Annotated in this window: 16 protein-coding genes; 9 read left to right on the forward strand and 7 right to left on the reverse strand. The window is 72.8% G+C overall.

The window, feature by feature from the left end:
• Positions 1-3: 3 nt before the first annotated feature.
• The gene (locus tag AB0I06_RS15215) at positions 4-396 is read right to left on the reverse strand and encodes a nitroreductase/quinone reductase family protein (RefSeq protein ID WP_363119247.1); all 393 of its coding nucleotides are present in this window, start codon (positions 394-396) and stop codon (positions 4-6) included.
• Between the two features lie 99 nt (positions 397-495).
• On the opposite strand from AB0I06_RS15215, the gene AB0I06_RS15220 reads away from it, so the two are divergent.
• A complete protein-coding gene (locus tag AB0I06_RS15220) occupies positions 496-1,344 on the forward strand; it encodes an endonuclease/exonuclease/phosphatase family protein (RefSeq protein WP_363119248.1) in 849 nt (282 codons plus the stop codon).
• Here AB0I06_RS15220 and AB0I06_RS15225 read toward each other — a convergent pair.
• Complete coding sequence (locus AB0I06_RS15225) at positions 1,313-2,821, reverse strand: CehA/McbA family metallohydrolase (RefSeq protein ID WP_363119249.1); 1,509 nt, start codon at positions 2,819-2,821, stop codon at positions 1,313-1,315. The two genes, AB0I06_RS15220 and AB0I06_RS15225, sit on opposite strands and share 32 nt — an antisense overlap.
• A gap of 212 nt (positions 2,822-3,033) precedes the next feature.
• Here AB0I06_RS15225 and AB0I06_RS15230 point away from each other — a divergent pair, with 212 nt between their 5' ends.
• The 3 genes from AB0I06_RS15230 to AB0I06_RS15240 all read left to right on the forward strand — a co-directional run bounded on the left by AB0I06_RS15230 (position 3,034) and on the right by AB0I06_RS15240 (position 6,792).
• Positions 3,034-3,879, forward strand: a complete 846-nt coding sequence (locus AB0I06_RS15230; protein WP_363119250.1) for an LLM class F420-dependent oxidoreductase — start codon at positions 3,034-3,036, stop codon at positions 3,877-3,879.
• A gap of 76 nt (positions 3,880-3,955) precedes the next feature.
• Positions 3,956-4,162, forward strand: coding sequence for a hypothetical protein (locus tag AB0I06_RS15235; protein ID WP_363119251.1), 207 nt, complete (start codon positions 3,956-3,958; stop codon positions 4,160-4,162).
• A gap of 44 nt (positions 4,163-4,206) precedes the next feature.
• Entirely contained in the window at positions 4,207-6,792 is a 2,586-nt protein-coding gene (locus AB0I06_RS15240) for a bifunctional FO biosynthesis protein CofGH (protein WP_363119252.1), read from the forward strand.
• A gap of 6 nt (positions 6,793-6,798) precedes the next feature.
• Here AB0I06_RS15240 and AB0I06_RS15245 read toward each other — a convergent pair whose 3' ends face one another.
• On the reverse strand, positions 6,799-8,208 hold the full coding sequence (locus AB0I06_RS15245) for a hypothetical protein (protein WP_363119253.1): 1,410 nt from the start codon (positions 8,206-8,208) through the stop codon (positions 6,799-6,801).
• A gap of 18 nt (positions 8,209-8,226) precedes the next feature.
• A complete protein-coding gene (locus AB0I06_RS15250; protein ID WP_363119254.1) occupies positions 8,227-8,715 on the reverse strand; it encodes a GtrA family protein in 489 nt (162 codons plus the stop codon).
• 116 nt (positions 8,716-8,831) lie between these two features.
• On the opposite strand from AB0I06_RS15250, the gene AB0I06_RS15255 reads away from it, so the two are divergent.
• Entirely contained in the window at positions 8,832-9,830 is a 999-nt protein-coding gene (locus AB0I06_RS15255; RefSeq protein ID WP_363119255.1) for a glycosyltransferase family 2 protein, read from the forward strand.
• 118 nt (positions 9,831-9,948) lie between these two features.
• On the forward strand, positions 9,949-10,512 hold the full coding sequence (locus AB0I06_RS15260; RefSeq protein WP_363119256.1) for a hypothetical protein: 564 nt from the start codon (positions 9,949-9,951) through the stop codon (positions 10,510-10,512).
• Positions 10,513-10,521: 9 nt separating this feature from the next.
• Here the strand turns inward: AB0I06_RS15260 and AB0I06_RS15265 are convergent, their stop codons facing one another.
• Complete coding sequence (locus AB0I06_RS15265) at positions 10,522-11,031, reverse strand: DUF2165 domain-containing protein (protein WP_363119257.1); 510 nt, start codon at positions 11,029-11,031, stop codon at positions 10,522-10,524.
• 100 nt (positions 11,032-11,131) lie between these two features.
• On the opposite strand from AB0I06_RS15265, the gene AB0I06_RS15270 reads away from it, so the two are divergent.
• A complete protein-coding gene (locus AB0I06_RS15270; protein WP_363119258.1) occupies positions 11,132-13,606 on the forward strand; it encodes a tetratricopeptide repeat protein in 2,475 nt (824 codons plus the stop codon).
• Here the strand turns inward: AB0I06_RS15270 and AB0I06_RS15275 are convergent.
• Both AB0I06_RS15275 and AB0I06_RS15280 read right to left on the reverse strand, forming a co-directional pair.
• A complete protein-coding gene (locus AB0I06_RS15275; RefSeq protein ID WP_363119259.1) occupies positions 13,590-13,778 on the reverse strand; it encodes a DUF397 domain-containing protein in 189 nt (62 codons plus the stop codon). The two genes, AB0I06_RS15270 and AB0I06_RS15275, sit on opposite strands and share 17 nt — an antisense overlap.
• Positions 13,775-14,587, reverse strand: coding sequence for a helix-turn-helix transcriptional regulator (locus AB0I06_RS15280; protein WP_363119260.1), 813 nt, complete (start codon positions 14,585-14,587; stop codon positions 13,775-13,777). Before AB0I06_RS15280 ends, AB0I06_RS15275 begins: the two co-directional genes overlap by 4 nt.
• Positions 14,588-14,700: 113 nt before the next feature.
• Between AB0I06_RS15280 and AB0I06_RS15285 the strand changes: the two genes are divergently transcribed.
• Both AB0I06_RS15285 and AB0I06_RS15290 read left to right on the forward strand, forming a co-directional pair.
• A complete protein-coding gene (locus AB0I06_RS15285) occupies positions 14,701-15,150 on the forward strand; it encodes an ATP-binding protein (protein ID WP_363119261.1) in 450 nt (149 codons plus the stop codon).
• A gap of 9 nt (positions 15,151-15,159) precedes the next feature.
• Positions 15,160-15,771: a hypothetical protein gene (locus AB0I06_RS15290; RefSeq protein WP_363119262.1), complete on the forward strand. Its 612-nt coding sequence runs from the start codon at positions 15,160-15,162 to the stop codon at positions 15,769-15,771.
• Positions 15,772-15,774 lie beyond the last annotated feature (3 nt).

The following is a 15,774-nucleotide window of genomic DNA, read 5'->3' on the forward strand; positions in this document are numbered from 1 at the left end:
GGCTCAGGCGTCCAGATCCACCCGCACGGTCAGCAGGTTCGTCCCGAGGGCCCGTACCCCCAGGCTGTTGACCCGGGGCAGCGTCCGCAGCCGGGCCAGGGGGTCGTCCTGCGGCATCAGGTGAGCGGTGCCCTCGTGCCACCGCCCGCGGATGCGGACCCGTACCCGCGGATCGGCCGCGATGTTGCGCACGTACTGCGACCGCTCGCCGAACTCCGACACCAGCCAGAAGGAGTCGCCGACGCGGCGCCCGCCCACCGGTGTCCGGCGGGGCAGTCCGGAGACGCGGCCCGTCGTCTCCAGGACCGTCTGGAGGGGGAGGCGGCGCAGGAGGGGGTTGAGTCGGCGCTGGACGGCCGTGGTCGCGCGGAACCTCAGGTCGGGGCGGCGGGACATCGTCGGCGGGTCTCCTTCACACGAAGCTCTCACAGAACGCGCGATGGTTCCTGCTTCAATGATCCCGGACGCGGCATCGAGGAGAGCGGGTGGCTGCGGATGCGGATCGTGACCTGGAATCTCTGGTGGCGCTTCGGGCCGTGGCAGGCGCGGCAGAAGGCGATCCTCACGGCCCTGCGGGAGCTGCGGCCCGACGTCGTGGGGCTCCAGGAGGTGTGGGCGGCCGACGGCGAGAACCTCGCCGAGTGGCTGGCCGGTGAGCTGGGCCTGCACTGGGCCTGGGGCGCCTCGCCCGCCCCGGAGCGCTGGCAGCGGCGGATCGGGGACCCCACGGTCGGCATCGGCAACGCCGTGCTCAGCAGGTGGCCGGTCGTCGGCCAGGACGTGCTGCCGCTGCCCGCCCCGGCCGACACGGACGACGGCCGCGTGGCCCTGTACGCCCGGCTGGCCGGACCGGCCTACGAGGTCCCCTTCTTCACCGCCCACTTCAGCTCCGCCCTGCACGCCTCGGCGGTGCGCTGCCGGCAGGTCGCCGCGCTCGCCGAGTTCGTCGCCCGGCACGGCGGCGACTCCCCGTTCCCGCCCGTGGTCACCGGCGACCTCAACGCCTGGCCCGACTCCGACGAGATCCGCCTCCTCGGCGGCTACAAGACGGCCCCGACCGTGCCCGGGCAGGTCCTCGTCGACGCCTGGGAGTACGCCGACCCGGCCGCGCCCTGCGCCACCTGGGACGCGGCCAACCCGCACGTGGTGGCCGGCCGCAAACCCGGCGCGCGCATCGACTACATCCACGTGGGCCCGCCCGGCCCCGGCGGACTCGGCCGGGTCCGGGACGTACGGCGGGCCTGCGACGGCCCGGTCGACGGGGTGTGGCCCTCCGACCACGCGGCCGTGGTCGCCGACCTGGCGGACACCCCTAGCGGCGCCCCAGGAACACCGGGTTCGTGAACGCCGCCAGCGGCCCGGGCAGCGGCCCCGCCGCCGCCTCGTGGCGCAGTTCGGCCCGTACGTACGCCGCGTAGGACGGCGTCGTGCGCCACTCGACCGTGCCCGAGCCGGACACCGGCAGCGGGGCGCTGGTGTGGACGACGCCCTGGTCGGTGACGAAGCGGACCGTGCAGCGCGGGGCGCCGGTGACCTCCAGGCGGACGGTGACCGGGCTGTCGGGGTCCACGGTGAGCCGCTCGCCGATGCCCGCGTGCTCGCTGCGTCCGCCGGACACCCGCAGCGACAGCGTGACCCGCGCGGACTCGGCGACGTAGGACCGCCCCGCCCGGATGCCCTCCTGGATCGCCTCCCGGGTCAGGTCGTCGGCCAGGACGACCGTCTGGGGGCTGCCCACGGCGTCCGGGGAGCGGTGGGCGTCACTGCTGCCCATCGCCGGGAGCCAGCCGCGCCCGTCCCGCACGGACGCCACGAGCATGCTGTCCCAGTCGGCCAGCGCCACCTCGTCGTCGGGCGTGTAGGGGCCGTTCCACACCTCCACCGCGTCCGCCTCGTCGAAGCCGAACTTCCAGTTGCAGCCGACGCAGGTGGCGTGCGGATGGGCCGGGACGACCAGGCCGCCGGCGCGGCGGATCTGCCGGGCGAACCGGCCGAAGCGGTTGTCGCGGGCCCGGTAGCGCCAGTCGACGAAGGTGCCCGGGTCGGTGCCGAGCGCGACCACGTGCCCGTTGCGGGTGGTGACCTCCTCGCCCAGCATCACCAGCAGGTCGTCCCCGGCCACGTCGGCCCAGTGGGCGTGCGCGGAGTGCGTGTTGTGCTCGGAGGAGTTGATGAAGTCCAGGCCGGCGGCCCGGGCCAGCTCCCCGATCTCGGCGGGGGTGCGGCGGCCGTCGGAGTGCCAGGAGTGCAGATGGCAGTCGCCCCGGTACCAGGCCCGCCCCCGGCCCTTCGCCCGCTCCGGCGGATACACCGGCCGTGCTCTCTCGCCCGGCTCCCCGTACGTCAGCGTGAGGGTGATCTCGTACGACAGGCCCTGCGGGGCGACCGTGTACGGGCCGAGCGCGATGTGCCAGGTGCCCTCGCGGACCGGGCCGGGGAGGTAGCCGGGCGTCGCGTCGTCCGCCCGGACGAAGAATTCGGTGCGCGCCCCGCCCGACCAGCCGCGGAAGCCCCGGCCGCCCAGTTCGGTGCCGCGCTCGTCGAAGAGGCCGATGTCCAGGGCGTTGCCCAGGGTGCCGGCCGGGACGGACGGCCGGTCGTAGGTGTAGGCGACCCTGAGCTCCCGCACACCGGCCGGGATCTCGACGGGCACGTACACGAAGTCGGGGGAGCCGGGCGGCAGCGTGCCCCGCACGGTCCTGCTCTCCCGGCCCCCGTCGGCCGCTGATGCGAAGCTCACGCTTCCCAAGGTAAGCGCGGCCGCCGCTCCGGTGGCGAACAGAGCGCGCCGTCCCAACCCGCCGTGGCTGTCCTCGCACATGCTGCTGCTCCCCAGGTGTCGTCGGTGACGTGGCACGGGTGGTGCGGGGTGGTGCGTGTGCACCCTTGTAGTCAGCCGTGAACGGGCGTGCAAGGGAGGGGAATTGGACGGCGGGCGGCAGGGAAACAGGCGGGGGGCCCCGGCGGCCGTGTCATGAGAAAGTCCGACCGGTCGGTATGGACACCCGGGCCGCCCTCGGGTAGAGATGGGTCATGCGCATCGCCGTGACGATCTTCCTCACCGACGAGACGATCACCCCGACCCGGCTCGCCCGGGAACTGGAGGATCGCGGTTTCGCCGGGCTGTACCTGCCCGAGCACACCCACATCCCGGTCGAGCGGACCACCCCCTACCCGGCGGGCGGTGAGCTGCCGCCCGAATACGGCCGCACCCTCGACCCGTTCGTGGCCCTCGGCCAGGCCGCCGCCGTCACCGAGCGGCTCGGGCTCGGCACGGGCATCACGCTCGTCGCCCAGCACGACCCGATCGACCTGGCCAAGCAGATCGCCACCCTCGACCATCTCTCCGGCGGCCGGTTCACCCTCGGGCTCGGCTTCGGCTGGAACGTCGAGGAGGCCGCCGACCACGGCGTGCGGTGGAGCACCCGGCGCGAGCTGGTCCGGGACCGGATGGCGCTGATGCGCGCCCTGTGGTCCCGGCAGCCGCTCGCCTACGAAGGGGAGTTCGGCAGCGTCCGGGCCAGCCACGCCCATCCGAAGCCCGTGCAGCAGCCGCGCGGTCCGGTCGTCGGCCCGCGCACGCTCGTCGGCGGGGCCGCCGGGCCCAAGCTGTTCGCGCACATCAGCGAGTACGCCGACGGCTGGCTGCCGATCGGCGGCCGGGGCCTCGGTGAGGCGCTGCCCGTCCTGCGCGCCGCCTGGGCCGACGCCGGCCGTGACCCCCAGGCCCTCCAGGTCGTCCCCTACGCCGTCCACCCGAGCCCGGGCAAGCTGGCCCACTACGCCGACCTCGGCATCGAGGAGGTCGTGGCGCAGCTGCCCCCGGCGGGGGAGGCGGAGGTGCTGAAGACGCTGGACGGCCTGGCCGGATACCTCTGACCAAGTGCCCTGCCGGGCAGGGCACTTGGATCCCCCTACTAAACTGCGGATCAGTTCGCCACGGGGGGAGAGCGTCTTGAGGCTTTGGTGGTTTTCCTGGCTCCTGCGTCATTTCACCGAGTACGGCTACAGCCAGGGGCTGCTGCGCGCCGCGATCGGCACGACGGCCGTACTGGTGACCTCCGCGCTGGTCTGGCTCACCCTGCACTGCAACCGGCCGGCCGCCGTCGCCGCCGCGGGCCTCACCTCGGCCCTGGGCATCGGGTGGCTGGCCTTCCACTGACGGGGCTCCCCTGAGCCTGATCAGCGCACTCGTATGCTCGAAGGATGACGACTCCCGCGACCTCCGGAACCGGCCCCACCGAGAACTCCATGCGTCGCGCCCTGAAACGGGCCAGGGACGGCGTCTCCCTCGACGTCGCCGAGGCGGCGGTGCTGCTCCAGGCCCGCGGTGAGCACCTGGAGGACCTGTCGGCCTCGGCCGCCCGGGTGCGGGACGCGGGGCTGGAGGCGGCCGGCCGGCCCGGCGTCATCACGTACTCCAAGAGCGTCTTCATCCCGCTGACCCGCCTGTGCCGGGACAAGTGCCACTACTGCACCTTCGTCACCGTCCCGGGCAAGCTCCGCCGGGAGGGTCACGGGATGTTCATGTCCCCGGACGAGGTGCTGGACATCGCCCGCAAGGGTGCCGCGCTCGGCTGCAAGGAAGCCCTGATCACCCTCGGCGACAAGCCCGAGGACCGCTGGCCCGAGGCGCGCGAGTGGCTCGACGCGCACGGCTACGACGACACCCTCGCCTACGTCCGGGCCGTCTCCATCCGCATCCTGGAGGAGACGGGCCTGCTGCCGCACCTGAACCCGGGCGTCATGTCCTGGACCGACTTCCAGCGCCTCAAGCCCGTCGCGCCCAGCATGGGCATGATGCTGGAGACCACCGCGACCCGCCTCTGGTCGGAGCCGGGCGGCCCCCACCACGGCTCGCCCGACAAGGAGCCCGCCGTCCGCCTGCGGGTCCTGGAGGACGCCGGGCGCTCCTCCGTCCCCTTCACCTCCGGGGTCCTCATAGGCATCGGCGAGACCTTCGAGGAGCGCGCCGAGTCGCTGTTCGCGCTGCGGAAGGTGTCGCGGGCCTACCACGGCGTCCAGGAGCTGATCATCCAGAACTTCCGCGCCAAGCCGGACACCGCGATGCGCGGCATGCCCGACGCCGAACTCGACGAACTGGTCGCCACGGTCGCCGTCGCCCGCCTCCTGATGGGCCCGAGCGGCAACATCCAGGCCCCGCCCAACCTCGTCGACGACGAGTACGAGCGGCTGATCCGCGCAGGCATCGACGACTGGGGCGGCGTCTCCCCGCTCACCATCGACCACGTCAACCCCGAGCGCCCCTGGCCGCAGATCGAGCGGCTCGCCGAGAAGTCCCGCGCCGCCGGGTTCGAGCTGCGCGAACGCCTCTGCGTCTACCCCGAGTTCGTCCGGCGCGGTGAGCCCTGGCTGGACCCGCGGCTGCGCCCGCACGTGGCCGCACTGGCCGACCCGGAGACCGGACTCGCCCGGCCCGAGGCCCTCCCGCAGGGGCTGCCCTGGCAGGAACCCGAGGAGGTGTTCACGGCCTCCGGCCGCACCGACCTGCACTCCTCCATCGACACCGAGGGCCGCACCTCGGACCGCCGGGACGACTTCGACGAGGTGTACGGCGACTGGGGCGCCCTGCGCGAGGCCGCCGCCCCGGGCATGGCACCCGAGCGCATCGACACCGACGTACGGCAGGCCCTGCGCACGGCGGCCGACGATCCGACGAAGCTCACCGACGACGAGGCCCTCGCCCTGCTGCACGCGGACGGCCCGGCGCTGGACGCCCTCGCCCGGGTCGCCGACGACGTGCGCAAGTCGGCCGTGGGCGACGACGTCACCTACATCGTCACGCGGAACATCAACTTCACCAACGTCTGCTACACCGGCTGCCGTTTCTGCGCCTTCGCCCAGCGCCGCACCGACGCCGACGCCTACACCCTCTCCCTTGACCAGGTCGCCGACCGGGCCCAGCAGGCCTGGGACGTGGGCGCGGTGGAGGTGTGCATGCAGGGCGGCATCCACCCGGACCTGCCCGGCACGGCGTACTTCGACATCGCGCGGGCCGTGAAGGAGCGCGTCCCCGGCATGCACGTCCACGCCTTCTCGCCCATGGAGGTCGTCAACGGCGCGACCCGCACCGGCCTGTCCGTGCGCGAATGGCTGACCGCGGCCAAGGAGGCGGGCCTGGACACCATCCCGGGCACGGCCGCCGAGATCCTCGACGACGAGGTCCGCTGGATCCTCACCAAGGGCAAGCTGCCCGCCGCCGACTGGATCGACGTCGTGACGACCGCCCACGAGCTGGGCATCCGCTCGTCCTCGACGATGATGTACGGCCATGTCGACCAGCCCCGGCACTGGCTCGGGCACCTGCGCACCCTCGCGGGCATCCAGCAACGCACCGGCGGCTTCACCGAGTTCGTGACCCTGCCGTTCGTGCACACCAACGCGCCGGTCTACCTGGCGGGGATCGCCCGCCCGGGCCCGACCATGCGGGACAACCGCGCGGTCACGGCCATGGCCCGGCTGCTGCTGCACCCGTACATCCCCAACATCCAGACCAGCTGGGTCAAGCTCGGCACGGACGGGGCGGCCGAGATGCTCCGCTCGGGCGCGAACGACCTCGGCGGGACGCTCATGGAGGAGACCATCTCCCGCATGGCGGGTTCCTCGTACGGCTCGTACAAGTCGGTCAAGGACCTCATCGCGGTGGCCGACGCCGCGGGCCGTCCGGCCAGGGCCCGGAACACCCTGTACGGGGAGGTCCCCGAGGAGCGGCAGCGGGCTGCGGCGGCCTCGGACGGGCATCTGCCCCAGCTGCTGCCGGTGCTGGACTGACGGCTCCTACTGGCCCCCGGCGTCCGCCGGCTGCTGCTCCGTCAGGGGCCGGCCGGTCGTGGCGCCGGGGCTCGACGGCCGCGCGGGAGGCGTGCCCCGGCCCAGCCACAGCAGCAGCAGACCGAGGGCGCCGGCGATCGCCGGCCAGTAGACGTAGCGGAAGTCCGTGGCGGGCATGATCGGCGGATAACCGAGGATGTAGGCCGCCGCACTCACGCCCAGCGCCCGGACCGGCATCGCGAAGGCGCCCCGGCCCGGCCGGACGGCGAGCACCAGCGCGACGGCCAGCCAGAACCATCCGCGGAACAGCCAGGGCAGGTCGGCGGCCATCCCCTTGACGTACGAACCGAGCATGTCCTCGAGGCGGGGGTGCGCCACCTCGATGCCCAGGTCGTTGCGGGTGACGCCCGCCTTGTAGGGGTAGCCGGTCTCGAACAGCAGCGACGCGAACAGGCGCAGCCGGTACTGGAGGTACTGCGGCACGTGCCCGCCCATCTCCCGCAGCCACAGGGAGGTGATCTCGCCCGAGTCGCCGCGCAGTCCGTCGGCCGGCCGTTCGTAACAGGCCCAGTAGGCGTCCGACAGGGCGCCGATGCGCCGGCACTCGCGCGCCGAGGCCACGAGCCGGTCCCTGAGGGCGGGCGGGACGTCCGCCGACCGCAGCTCGTCCACCCGCAGCACGTGCACCAGGTCGTCCAGCATGATCTGCGCGCCCTGCTTGGTCTGCAACGGCTCGGCGAACAGCGCGATGGCGGCGGCCGGCACGACCAGCGCGGCGGCGAGCGCGGCCGCGCACCGCACCCAGGTGCCGCGCCCGGGGGCACGCCACAGCGCGAGGACGAGCAGGACGAAGACGGGGATCGCGGCGAGGAAGGCGTTCTTGCGCACGAGCATGGCGTAGGCGAGGAACAGCACACCCAGCCAGAGCAGACCCCAGCGCAGGGCGGGACGGACGTCCCGGTCGCGGATCCGCAGCCCCGTGAACGCGACCGCGCACGCGGCGAGCAGCGCCTGCGCCGCGTGGACGTCCTTCCAGACCACTCCGGCGAACGTCAGCACCCACGGGGCCAGGCCGAGTCCGAGCACGGCGAGCGATCCGCCGCGCCTGCCGGTCAGGTCCCACACGCACCGGGCCAGCACCCACAGCGCTCCCCAGAACACCAGCGACTGGAGGACCAGCAGAGACGTGATCGAGCCGGTCACCGCGATGAGCGCCCGCCAGACCAGGCTGAGCACGGGCGGGTGCCAGTCGGTCAGGGGTTTCTTCCCCTCGGCCTGCCGGAGCTGGTCGAGGCTGTCGGGACTCAGGTAGCCGGGCGCGAAGACGAGGATCGTGGCCAGGCAGCACACGGCGGCGACGGCGGCCAGGACCCAGCCCCAGTGCCGCGCCCGAGGCATCCATCCCATTTGTCCCATGTGCCGGATGCTAACGGCTCAGGGGGCGACGAAGACGTAGCGCCGGTAGGCGTAGAAGCGGAACAGGGTCGCGAGCACCCAGCCGAGGATGCGGGCGGTGTTGTCGCTGAGCGGCGAGTCGAGTCCGAGCAGGTGCCGGGAGGCGTAGACGGTCCCGGCGGTGATGGCGAGCCCCACGGCGTTGGCGACGAGGAAGAGGACCAGTTCGCGGGTCACCTTCTCGCGGTGCCGGTCGCGGTAGGTCCAGTAGCGGTTCCCGGCCCAGCTGAACAGCGCGGCGGCGCAGGTCGCGACGACGGACGCCTGGACCGGAGAGGCGCTCATCGGCCCGCCCCGCGCCCCGCCGGGCAGCCCGAAGACCAGCAGGTTGTACCCGCCGTTGTCGACGACGAACGCCAGGGCCCCGACGACGCCGAACTTGGCGGCCTCGCGCCAGACACCCCGCACGGCGTTGCGCACGGAGGCGGCCGCGGAGGTCATGGCGGAGGAGATCGCGGAAGGGATCACGGAGGGAGGAACCGGCACAAAAGGGAGAGTAGCCACCCGGCGTGCCCCCGCTCGGCGGGCTCGCTCATATCGCATCATTTCCTACTATCCGACAGCGCCTCGGGCGAGGAGTGGGAGTGGCAGTGGAACCGACGATCGCGTGTGTCGTGCCGTGTCACAACGAGGAGGCGGCCGTCGGCAAGGTGGTCCGCGACCTGCGCGCGGCCCTGCCCGAGGCCGTGGTCTACGTCTACGACAACGCCTCCACCGACCGCACGGTCGAGGTCGCCCGGGCGGCGGGCGCGATCGTGCGGGAGGAGCCCCGCAAGGGCAAGGGAAACGTCATCCGCCGTGCCTTCGCCGACGTCGACGCGGACGCGCTGCTCATCATCGACGGCGACGACACCTACGACGCCTCCCGCGCCCGGGACCTGGTGGACCTGCTCTTCGAGGGACCGTACGACCAGGTCGTGGGAGCCCGCCGGGTGACCGACGACGGGGCCTACCGGGCCGGGCACGCGGTCGGCAACAGGGTGCTGACCGGGGCCGTGCGGTCCCTGTTCGGCAACGACGTGACCGACATGCTCAGCGGCTACCGGGTCTTCTCACGGCGGTTCGTGAAGTCCTTCCCGGCGCTCGCCCGGGAGTTCGAGACCGAGACCGAGATGACCATCCACGCGCTGCACCTGCGGCTCCCCACGGCGGAGGTGGTCGTCGACTACCGGGTCCGGCCCGCCGGCGGCGAGAGCAAACTGCGCACCTACCGCGACGGCTGGCGCATCCTGCGGGTCATCCTCGACCTGGCCCGGCGCGAGCGCCCCTCGCTGGTGCACACCGTCCTCGCCGGAGTGCTGGCCCTCGTCTCGGTCGTCCTGGGCATCCCCGTCATCGCCGACTTCATCGAGACGGGCACCGTGCCCCGCGTCCCCACGGCGATCCTGGCCGCCGCGATCATGACGATCGCCGCGCTGGTGCTGCTCTCGGGCTACATCCTCGAATCGCTCACGCACATGCGCCAGGAGCAGACCCGGCTGGTGCACCTGTCCTACCCGGCCCCCGTGCGCACCCCGCGCTACACCGCCCGCGGCGCCGGCACGGGCCCGGTCCCGGTCCGCAAGACCCCCGACGGCCCCTGAGACGGCCGAGCGTCACAGAGGCGGGCCGGGAGCCCCCGAGGCGCCGGGGAAGCGGCGGGTGCGCAGTACGATGATCGGAACCCCGTGTCGGTGCGGGGTCCCGTGACTGAGGAGATGCGTGCCGGTGCCTGCCCGACTGCCTTCGTGGGCCTGGGTGACCGGGCTGACCGTGGGAGCGATAGCCGCGGTGACGGTCCTGGGTCTTCAAGCCGACAAGGGCCCGCACCCCACCGCCACCTCGGTCAAGCCGAGCAGCACGGCCTCGGCGCAGCCCACCCCCACCCCCTCGGCGGCCCCGGCGAGGGTTCCCGACGGCTCCGGCACCGGCCGGCGCATCGTCTACTCCCTCGGCGACAAGCGGGTGTGGCTGGTCGACGCCAGCGAGGCCACGCGCCGCACCTTCACCGTCTGGCCGGGCTCGGTCAGCCCCGACCCGGGCAGCTACACGGTGTCCTCGCGCAACCCGGCCACGACCGGCTCGGACGGCGTCCAGATCGAGCACATCCTGTACTTCGCCGCGAAATCCGGCGTCTCCGTCGCCTTCTCCAACGCCGTCGACGGGGCCTCGCCGCCGCCCGCCGCCTCCGGCTCCAGGACGGGTGGAGTCAGGATGCAGAAGGCGGACGGCTCGGCACTGTGGGCGTTCGGCACGGTCGGCACGACCGTGACCGTGGTCAAGTAGCGGCGGCGCTCAGGAGGCGGAGGTCTCCGTCCGCGGCGCCGACAACTGGTTGACGATCAGCACGACACCGCTGAACAGGAAGATCCGCGTCGCGGCGTCCAGCCCGTTCCAGCTCTTCGACTGCCACATCGAGAACCACTCACCGCCGATCGCGATGAACCCGGCCCCGAACAGCAGCATCACCATCAGCAGCCCGTACGTGGACATCCGCCGGGCGCGCAGGTCATCGCGTCTGGCCCACAGCCAGCTCCCGTATATGAGGACCAGCGCGGCCGCGGTCTCCCAGACGATGATCCCGACGTAGGCGGCGTCCTGGAGCCCCTGGCTCGTGATCGCCCGCCACATCAGGTCCTCGTCCTTGAACGTGGTGTCCATGGCCAGCACGTGCCGGACGAACTGCTGGTTGGTCCCGAAGTCGGTGATGTTCCCGAAGGCGACGAGCGCCATGTAGAGGGCGATGGTCGCGGTCAGCAGGGTGGCGGCGAGCGACAGCGTGCCGCGTGATGTGGAGGTGGCCATGCCGATCATTCTCCCCGCGTGCGGACCTCCGGTGTACCCCACGGGAGTTGGGCGAGAATGACGAGCGGAGTCCGGCAGGGCGAGTCGAGGGGACGTACGGATGGCGCAGGCGAGACCGTCCATGCAGGAGCTGATCCGGCAGCGCGGCCGGGCCGGGTTCGTCGGCCGGAGCACCGAACGGGCCGCGTTCCGGGCCAACTTCACCGTCGCGCCCCATGACGAACGCCACCGCTTCCGCTTCCACGCGCACGGCAACGCGGGCGTCGGAAAGACCTTCCTGCTCCGCGAGTGGGAGCACATCGCCCGCGAACAGGGCGCCCTGACCGCGTACGTCGACGACAGCGCGGGCGGTGTGCCGGAGGTGATGGCACAGATCGGCCGTCAGTTCGCCGCCCAGGGCGCGCGGTTGAAGGAGCTGGAGCGTCTGCTCGCCGCGCACCGGGAGCGTCGGCACGAGGCGGAACTGGCCGCGCTGGCGGTCCTGGACACGCAACCGGAGGCGTCCGCCCCGTCCATGGGCGGCAGGATGGTGGCACGGGCCGGACTGGTCGCCGCCGGCCTGGTGCCGATGGTCGGACCGCTCGCCGGGATGCTGGACGCCGACCAACTCGCCCAGGTCGCCGACCGGTTGCGCGCCAGCCTCATCGCCCGCTTCCGCAACCACGAGGACCTCCAGCTGGTCCTCGCCCCCGAGCAGGTGCTCACACCCGTGCTGCTGCGCGAACTGTCGGACACCTCCGCCCCCTGGATCGCCCTCTTCCTGGACACCTTTGAGCGGACGGGCCCGCACCTGGACGTCTGGCTGCACGAGATCATGACGACGGACCGCCATGGTCCCCTGCCCGCCACCACGGTGGTGGCCACCGCGGGCCGCACTCCGCTGGACCCGGCCCGCTGGGGCGGTCTGGCGGACTTCGTCACCGAGGTGCCGCTCGCACCCTTCACGGAGACGGAGGCACGCGGCCTGCTGGCGGCCAAGGGCGTGACCGCCGAACCGGTCGTCGAGGAGGTGCTGCGCCTCACCGGCGGCCTCCCCGTCCTGGTCTCCACCCTCGCAGAGTCCCGCCCCACCGACCCGGACGACGTGGGCGACCCGAGCGTCACGGCCGTGGACCGCTTCCTTGAGTGGGAGGAGGATCCGGTGCGGCGGACCGCCGCCCTGTCCTGCGCCCTGCCCAGACAGCTGGACGGGGACGTGTTCCGGGCGGTGGCCCAGTGCCCGGAGGAGGACCTGGAGCGCGTCTGGTCGTGGCTGCGGGGCATGCCGTTCGTCACCGACCGCGCCGGCGGACGCCTGCGCTACCACGACGTCGTACGGGCCCCCATGCTGCGCGCGGAGCGCCACCGGTCCCCGCGCGACTGGGTGCGGTGGCAGCGGCGCCTGGCGGAGCTGTTCGGAGGCTGGCGCGAGGAGGCCGCGGCGGGCCGCGGCACCGAGGAGCTGTGGGCCGACGACGCCTGGCGGGAACTGCGGCTGGAGGAGACCTACCACCTGCTGTGCGCGGGGGAACGGGACGCGCTGCCCCAGGCGTTGCGCGACTTCGTCCAGGCGTGCGACGCGGGCGTGGCCGGGCGGTGGGCGCGCGCGCTGGTGGACGCCGGAGGTGACGCGGACGCGGAGGCGGCGTCCCGGTGGGGCGCCGAACTGACCACGGCCCTCGACACCGAAGGGGTCGTCGCCGCCCTCGGGCTGCTCCTGCGCCGTGCCGGACTCGACCCGCGGACCCAGGCCAGGGCCCGGGTCGTGCGGGGCGACGAACTGCGCGGCGAGGGCGCGTACGAGCAGGCCCTCGCCGAGTACGACCGGGCCGTCGCCCTGGACCCGGAGTCGGCCGTCGCCCACCGGAACCGGTCGGGCATCCGGGGAGACCTGGGCGACCACGACGGGGCGATCGCCGACCTGGACCGGGCCGTCGCGCTGGAACCCGGCAACGCCTGGTATGTCGCCCTGCGCGGCGAACACCAGCGGATCGCCGGACGCGACGCCGAAGCGCTGCGGGACCTGACCAAAGCCGTCCGCCTCGACCCCGCCCTCGCCTTCGCCTGGGCCTCCCGGGGCGCCACCCACGAGCGCGCCGGAGACCACGAGAAGGCCCTCGCCGACCTCGGGCGGGCCCTGGACCTCGACCCGGACTACGCCTGGGCGCTCGCCCGCCGGGCCCGGGTGTGGCGTGCCCGGGGAGACAGGGGCCGTCAACTGGCCGACCTCGACGGCGCCCTCACCCTGCTCCCCGACTGGCCCTGGGCCCGCTGCGAACGGGGTGACGCGCTGCGCGCCGCCGGCCGCGACGAGGAGGCGGTCGCCGACCTGGACATCGCCCTCACCCTGGACCCCGCGTACGCGTCGGCGTACGCGAGCCGGGGCGCGTCCCTGGCCCGCCTCGGCCGCCATCCGGAGGCCCTGGCCGACCTGAACCGGGCGGTGGAGATGCGGCCGGGCTACGTCTGGGCGTTGTGCCGCCGGGCCGTGCTGCACGCGGCCATGGGGCGGCCGGAGGAGGCCCGGGCCGATGTGGAACGCGTCCGGGAACTCGACCCCGGGGCGGTGCCGGGTCTGGTCAGCGAGCTGCCGTGAACTTCAGGAACGCGGACCAGGCGTCGCCGGTGAACGACAGTCGGGCGCCGTCCTTGTTCTTGGAGTCGCGGATGTGGATGGGACCCTGAGCGGGGGATATGGCGGCCTCGACGCAATCGGGCCCGTCGTTGCTGCTGTAGCTGCTCTTGAACCAGGCGAGTTCAGTGGTCACGTCTCGTCTCCCAGAACTTTCTCAATGAAGGCCAGGGACTCTCGGGGTGAGAGGGCCTGCGCCCGGATCATTCCATAGCGCATGTCGAGGATCTGGGCGTCCCGAGGCTCGCTGATCACGCGGCTGTGCAGCTGGGCTTCGGAGTGGCCCAGCACCTTGCCGTCCTGGAATTTCAGGAGCCGAAACGGACCTGCCATGCCCGCGTGGTCCTCCCGATCCGTAGGCATGATCTGGATGGACACGTGCCTCAACCGGGCTACGTCCAAGAGGTGTTGGAGCTGGCGGCGCAGTACCATTCTGCCCCCGACCGGCCGCCGCAGGGTCGTCTCTTCCTGGACAAAGGTGATGAGCGGGCGTGGTACGCGGTCGAAGACGGCCTTCCGCGCCATGCGCGCTGCGACGTGCCGTTCGATCTCGTCCTTCGTGTAGGCGGGACTGCGCATGGCGTACAACGCCTGGGCGTACTCCGGTGTCTGGAGCATCCCGTTGATCTGGTGGGTGTCGTAAGCCCCGAGTTCGAGGGCCTCGTCCTCCAGCTTGGCCAAGTCCCGCACCGTCTTCGGATACCGCGCCCTCTCCACGTCCTCCTTCATCACGGAGATCTTGCCGCCCGCGCCCAGGACCTCATCGGCCTTGTCGAGAAAGTCCGGCTTGGGGATGCGCCGCGCCCGTTCGACGGACGACACCATCTCCTCCCCGTAGCCGATCGCCGAGCCCAGCTCCGCCTGCTTGAGCCCCGCCGCCTCGCGCCACATCTTGATCTGCCGCCCGACCGTCCTGAGCACGGCCGCCGCTTCCTCGTCCTCCACGCCTTCCCCTCCTGACGTACGAGCCGTACGACCCCGTCAGGCGTCCGGACAGTCACGCTCCGTACCGAGGTCATAACTGTTCAGGGTAGGGACGGGCGACCACGCTGGGTGACATGAGTCAGAAATCCCTCACCGAAATCGGCGCCCCCGTACGTCACTTCACGCTCCAGTTGTCCGCCACTCGAAGAGGCGCTCGACTGGCCCGCCTGCTCACCGAACGCCAGCTCGACGAGTGGGGCGAGCCCTGTGACGCCGCCGCGCAGGTGATGGCGGAGCTGGCGTCGAACGCGGTGCTGCACGGACGCGTCCGGGGCAGGGACTTCCGGCTGGCCCTGAAGCTGTACGCCGACCGCACGCTCCGCGTCGAGGTCACCGACGCCCGGGGCGACCGGCCCCCGCGGCTCCCCGGCCCGGCCCCGGACGACGCGGAGGGCGGGCGCGGGCTGCGGATCGTCTCGGCGTACGCGCACCGCTGGGGTGTGGTGGAGGCACCGGCGCACGGCAAGACGGTCTGGGCCGAACTGTCGTTGGGCGGGCGGCACTTGCCGGGGAACGCGGTCTAGGGTGATCCGATGGACGTGGGGGCGGTGGTGATCGCCGTGGCCGGTGTGGCGGGGACGCTCGGGGGCGCCCTGCTCACCCAGCGCGGGGCGGAGAAGGCCAAGCGGCGCGAGCTGGAGATGGCGCGGGACCTTCAGGAGGCGCGCGAGAGCCGCGAGTTGCGGCGGAGTTGCTACACGGCCCTGCATCGCGACGCCCGGCAGTTCTGCACGGCGCTCAGCAGGCACCTCTACGTCCTGCGCGACCGGACGCCCGGCGACGAGGACGTCCAGGCGCTGGAAGTCGCGAAGGACACCTACCGCGACCGCTGGTCCGAGGCCCTGATGATCGCGCCGGACGGTGTGATCACCCCGGCCCGGGAGGTGAACGGGGCCCTGAACCGGGTCTACGGGCAGGTCAAGCGCCTGGAGCAGGGGAACCCCCGGCCGGGCGAGACCCTGCGGTCGGCGGCCGAGGCGCAGCACGGCGTCTGGCCGCTGATCGGCGCCACGCGTGAGGCGATGCGCCGGGACCTGGGTGTGACGGAGACCTCGGCGGCCGACCACGCGACGCGGACGCCCTCCTCCTACAGTGACCTCACCGCCCTGCTCCGCGACTTCGAGGAGCCGGACCGCACCCCGTGACGG

The sequence above is a fragment of the Streptomyces sp. NPDC050674 genome, from assembly GCF_040654575.1.
Classification (GTDB): Bacteria; Actinomycetota; Actinomycetes; order Streptomycetales; family Streptomycetaceae; genus Streptomyces.

What these genes read in the sequence shown, in the direction of transcription:
- AB0I06_RS15215 (WP_363119247.1), bottom strand. Translation starts at nt 396, where the DNA reads ATGTCCCGCCGCCCCGACCTGAGGTTCCGCGCGACCACGGCCGTCCAG.
- AB0I06_RS15220 (WP_363119248.1), top strand. Translation starts at nt 496, where the DNA reads ATGCGGATCGTGACCTGGAATCTCTGGTGGCGCTTCGGGCCGTGGCAG.
- AB0I06_RS15225 (WP_363119249.1), bottom strand. Translation starts at nt 2,821, where the DNA reads ATGTGCGAGGACAGCCACGGCGGGTTGGGACGGCGCGCTCTGTTCGCC.
- AB0I06_RS15230 (WP_363119250.1), top strand. Translation starts at nt 3,034, where the DNA reads ATGCGCATCGCCGTGACGATCTTCCTCACCGACGAGACGATCACCCCG.
- AB0I06_RS15240 (WP_363119252.1), top strand. Translation starts at nt 4,207, where the DNA reads ATGACGACTCCCGCGACCTCCGGAACCGGCCCCACCGAGAACTCCATG.
- AB0I06_RS15245 (WP_363119253.1), bottom strand. Translation starts at nt 8,208, where the DNA reads ATGGGACAAATGGGATGGATGCCTCGGGCGCGGCACTGGGGCTGGGTC.
- AB0I06_RS15265 (WP_363119257.1), bottom strand. Translation starts at nt 11,031, where the DNA reads ATGGCCACCTCCACATCACGCGGCACGCTGTCGCTCGCCGCCACCCTG.
- AB0I06_RS15270 (WP_363119258.1), top strand. Translation starts at nt 11,132, where the DNA reads ATGGCGCAGGCGAGACCGTCCATGCAGGAGCTGATCCGGCAGCGCGGC.
- AB0I06_RS15285 (WP_363119261.1), top strand. Translation starts at nt 14,701, where the DNA reads ATGAGTCAGAAATCCCTCACCGAAATCGGCGCCCCCGTACGTCACTTC.
- AB0I06_RS15290 (WP_363119262.1), top strand. Translation starts at nt 15,160, where the DNA reads ATGGACGTGGGGGCGGTGGTGATCGCCGTGGCCGGTGTGGCGGGGACG.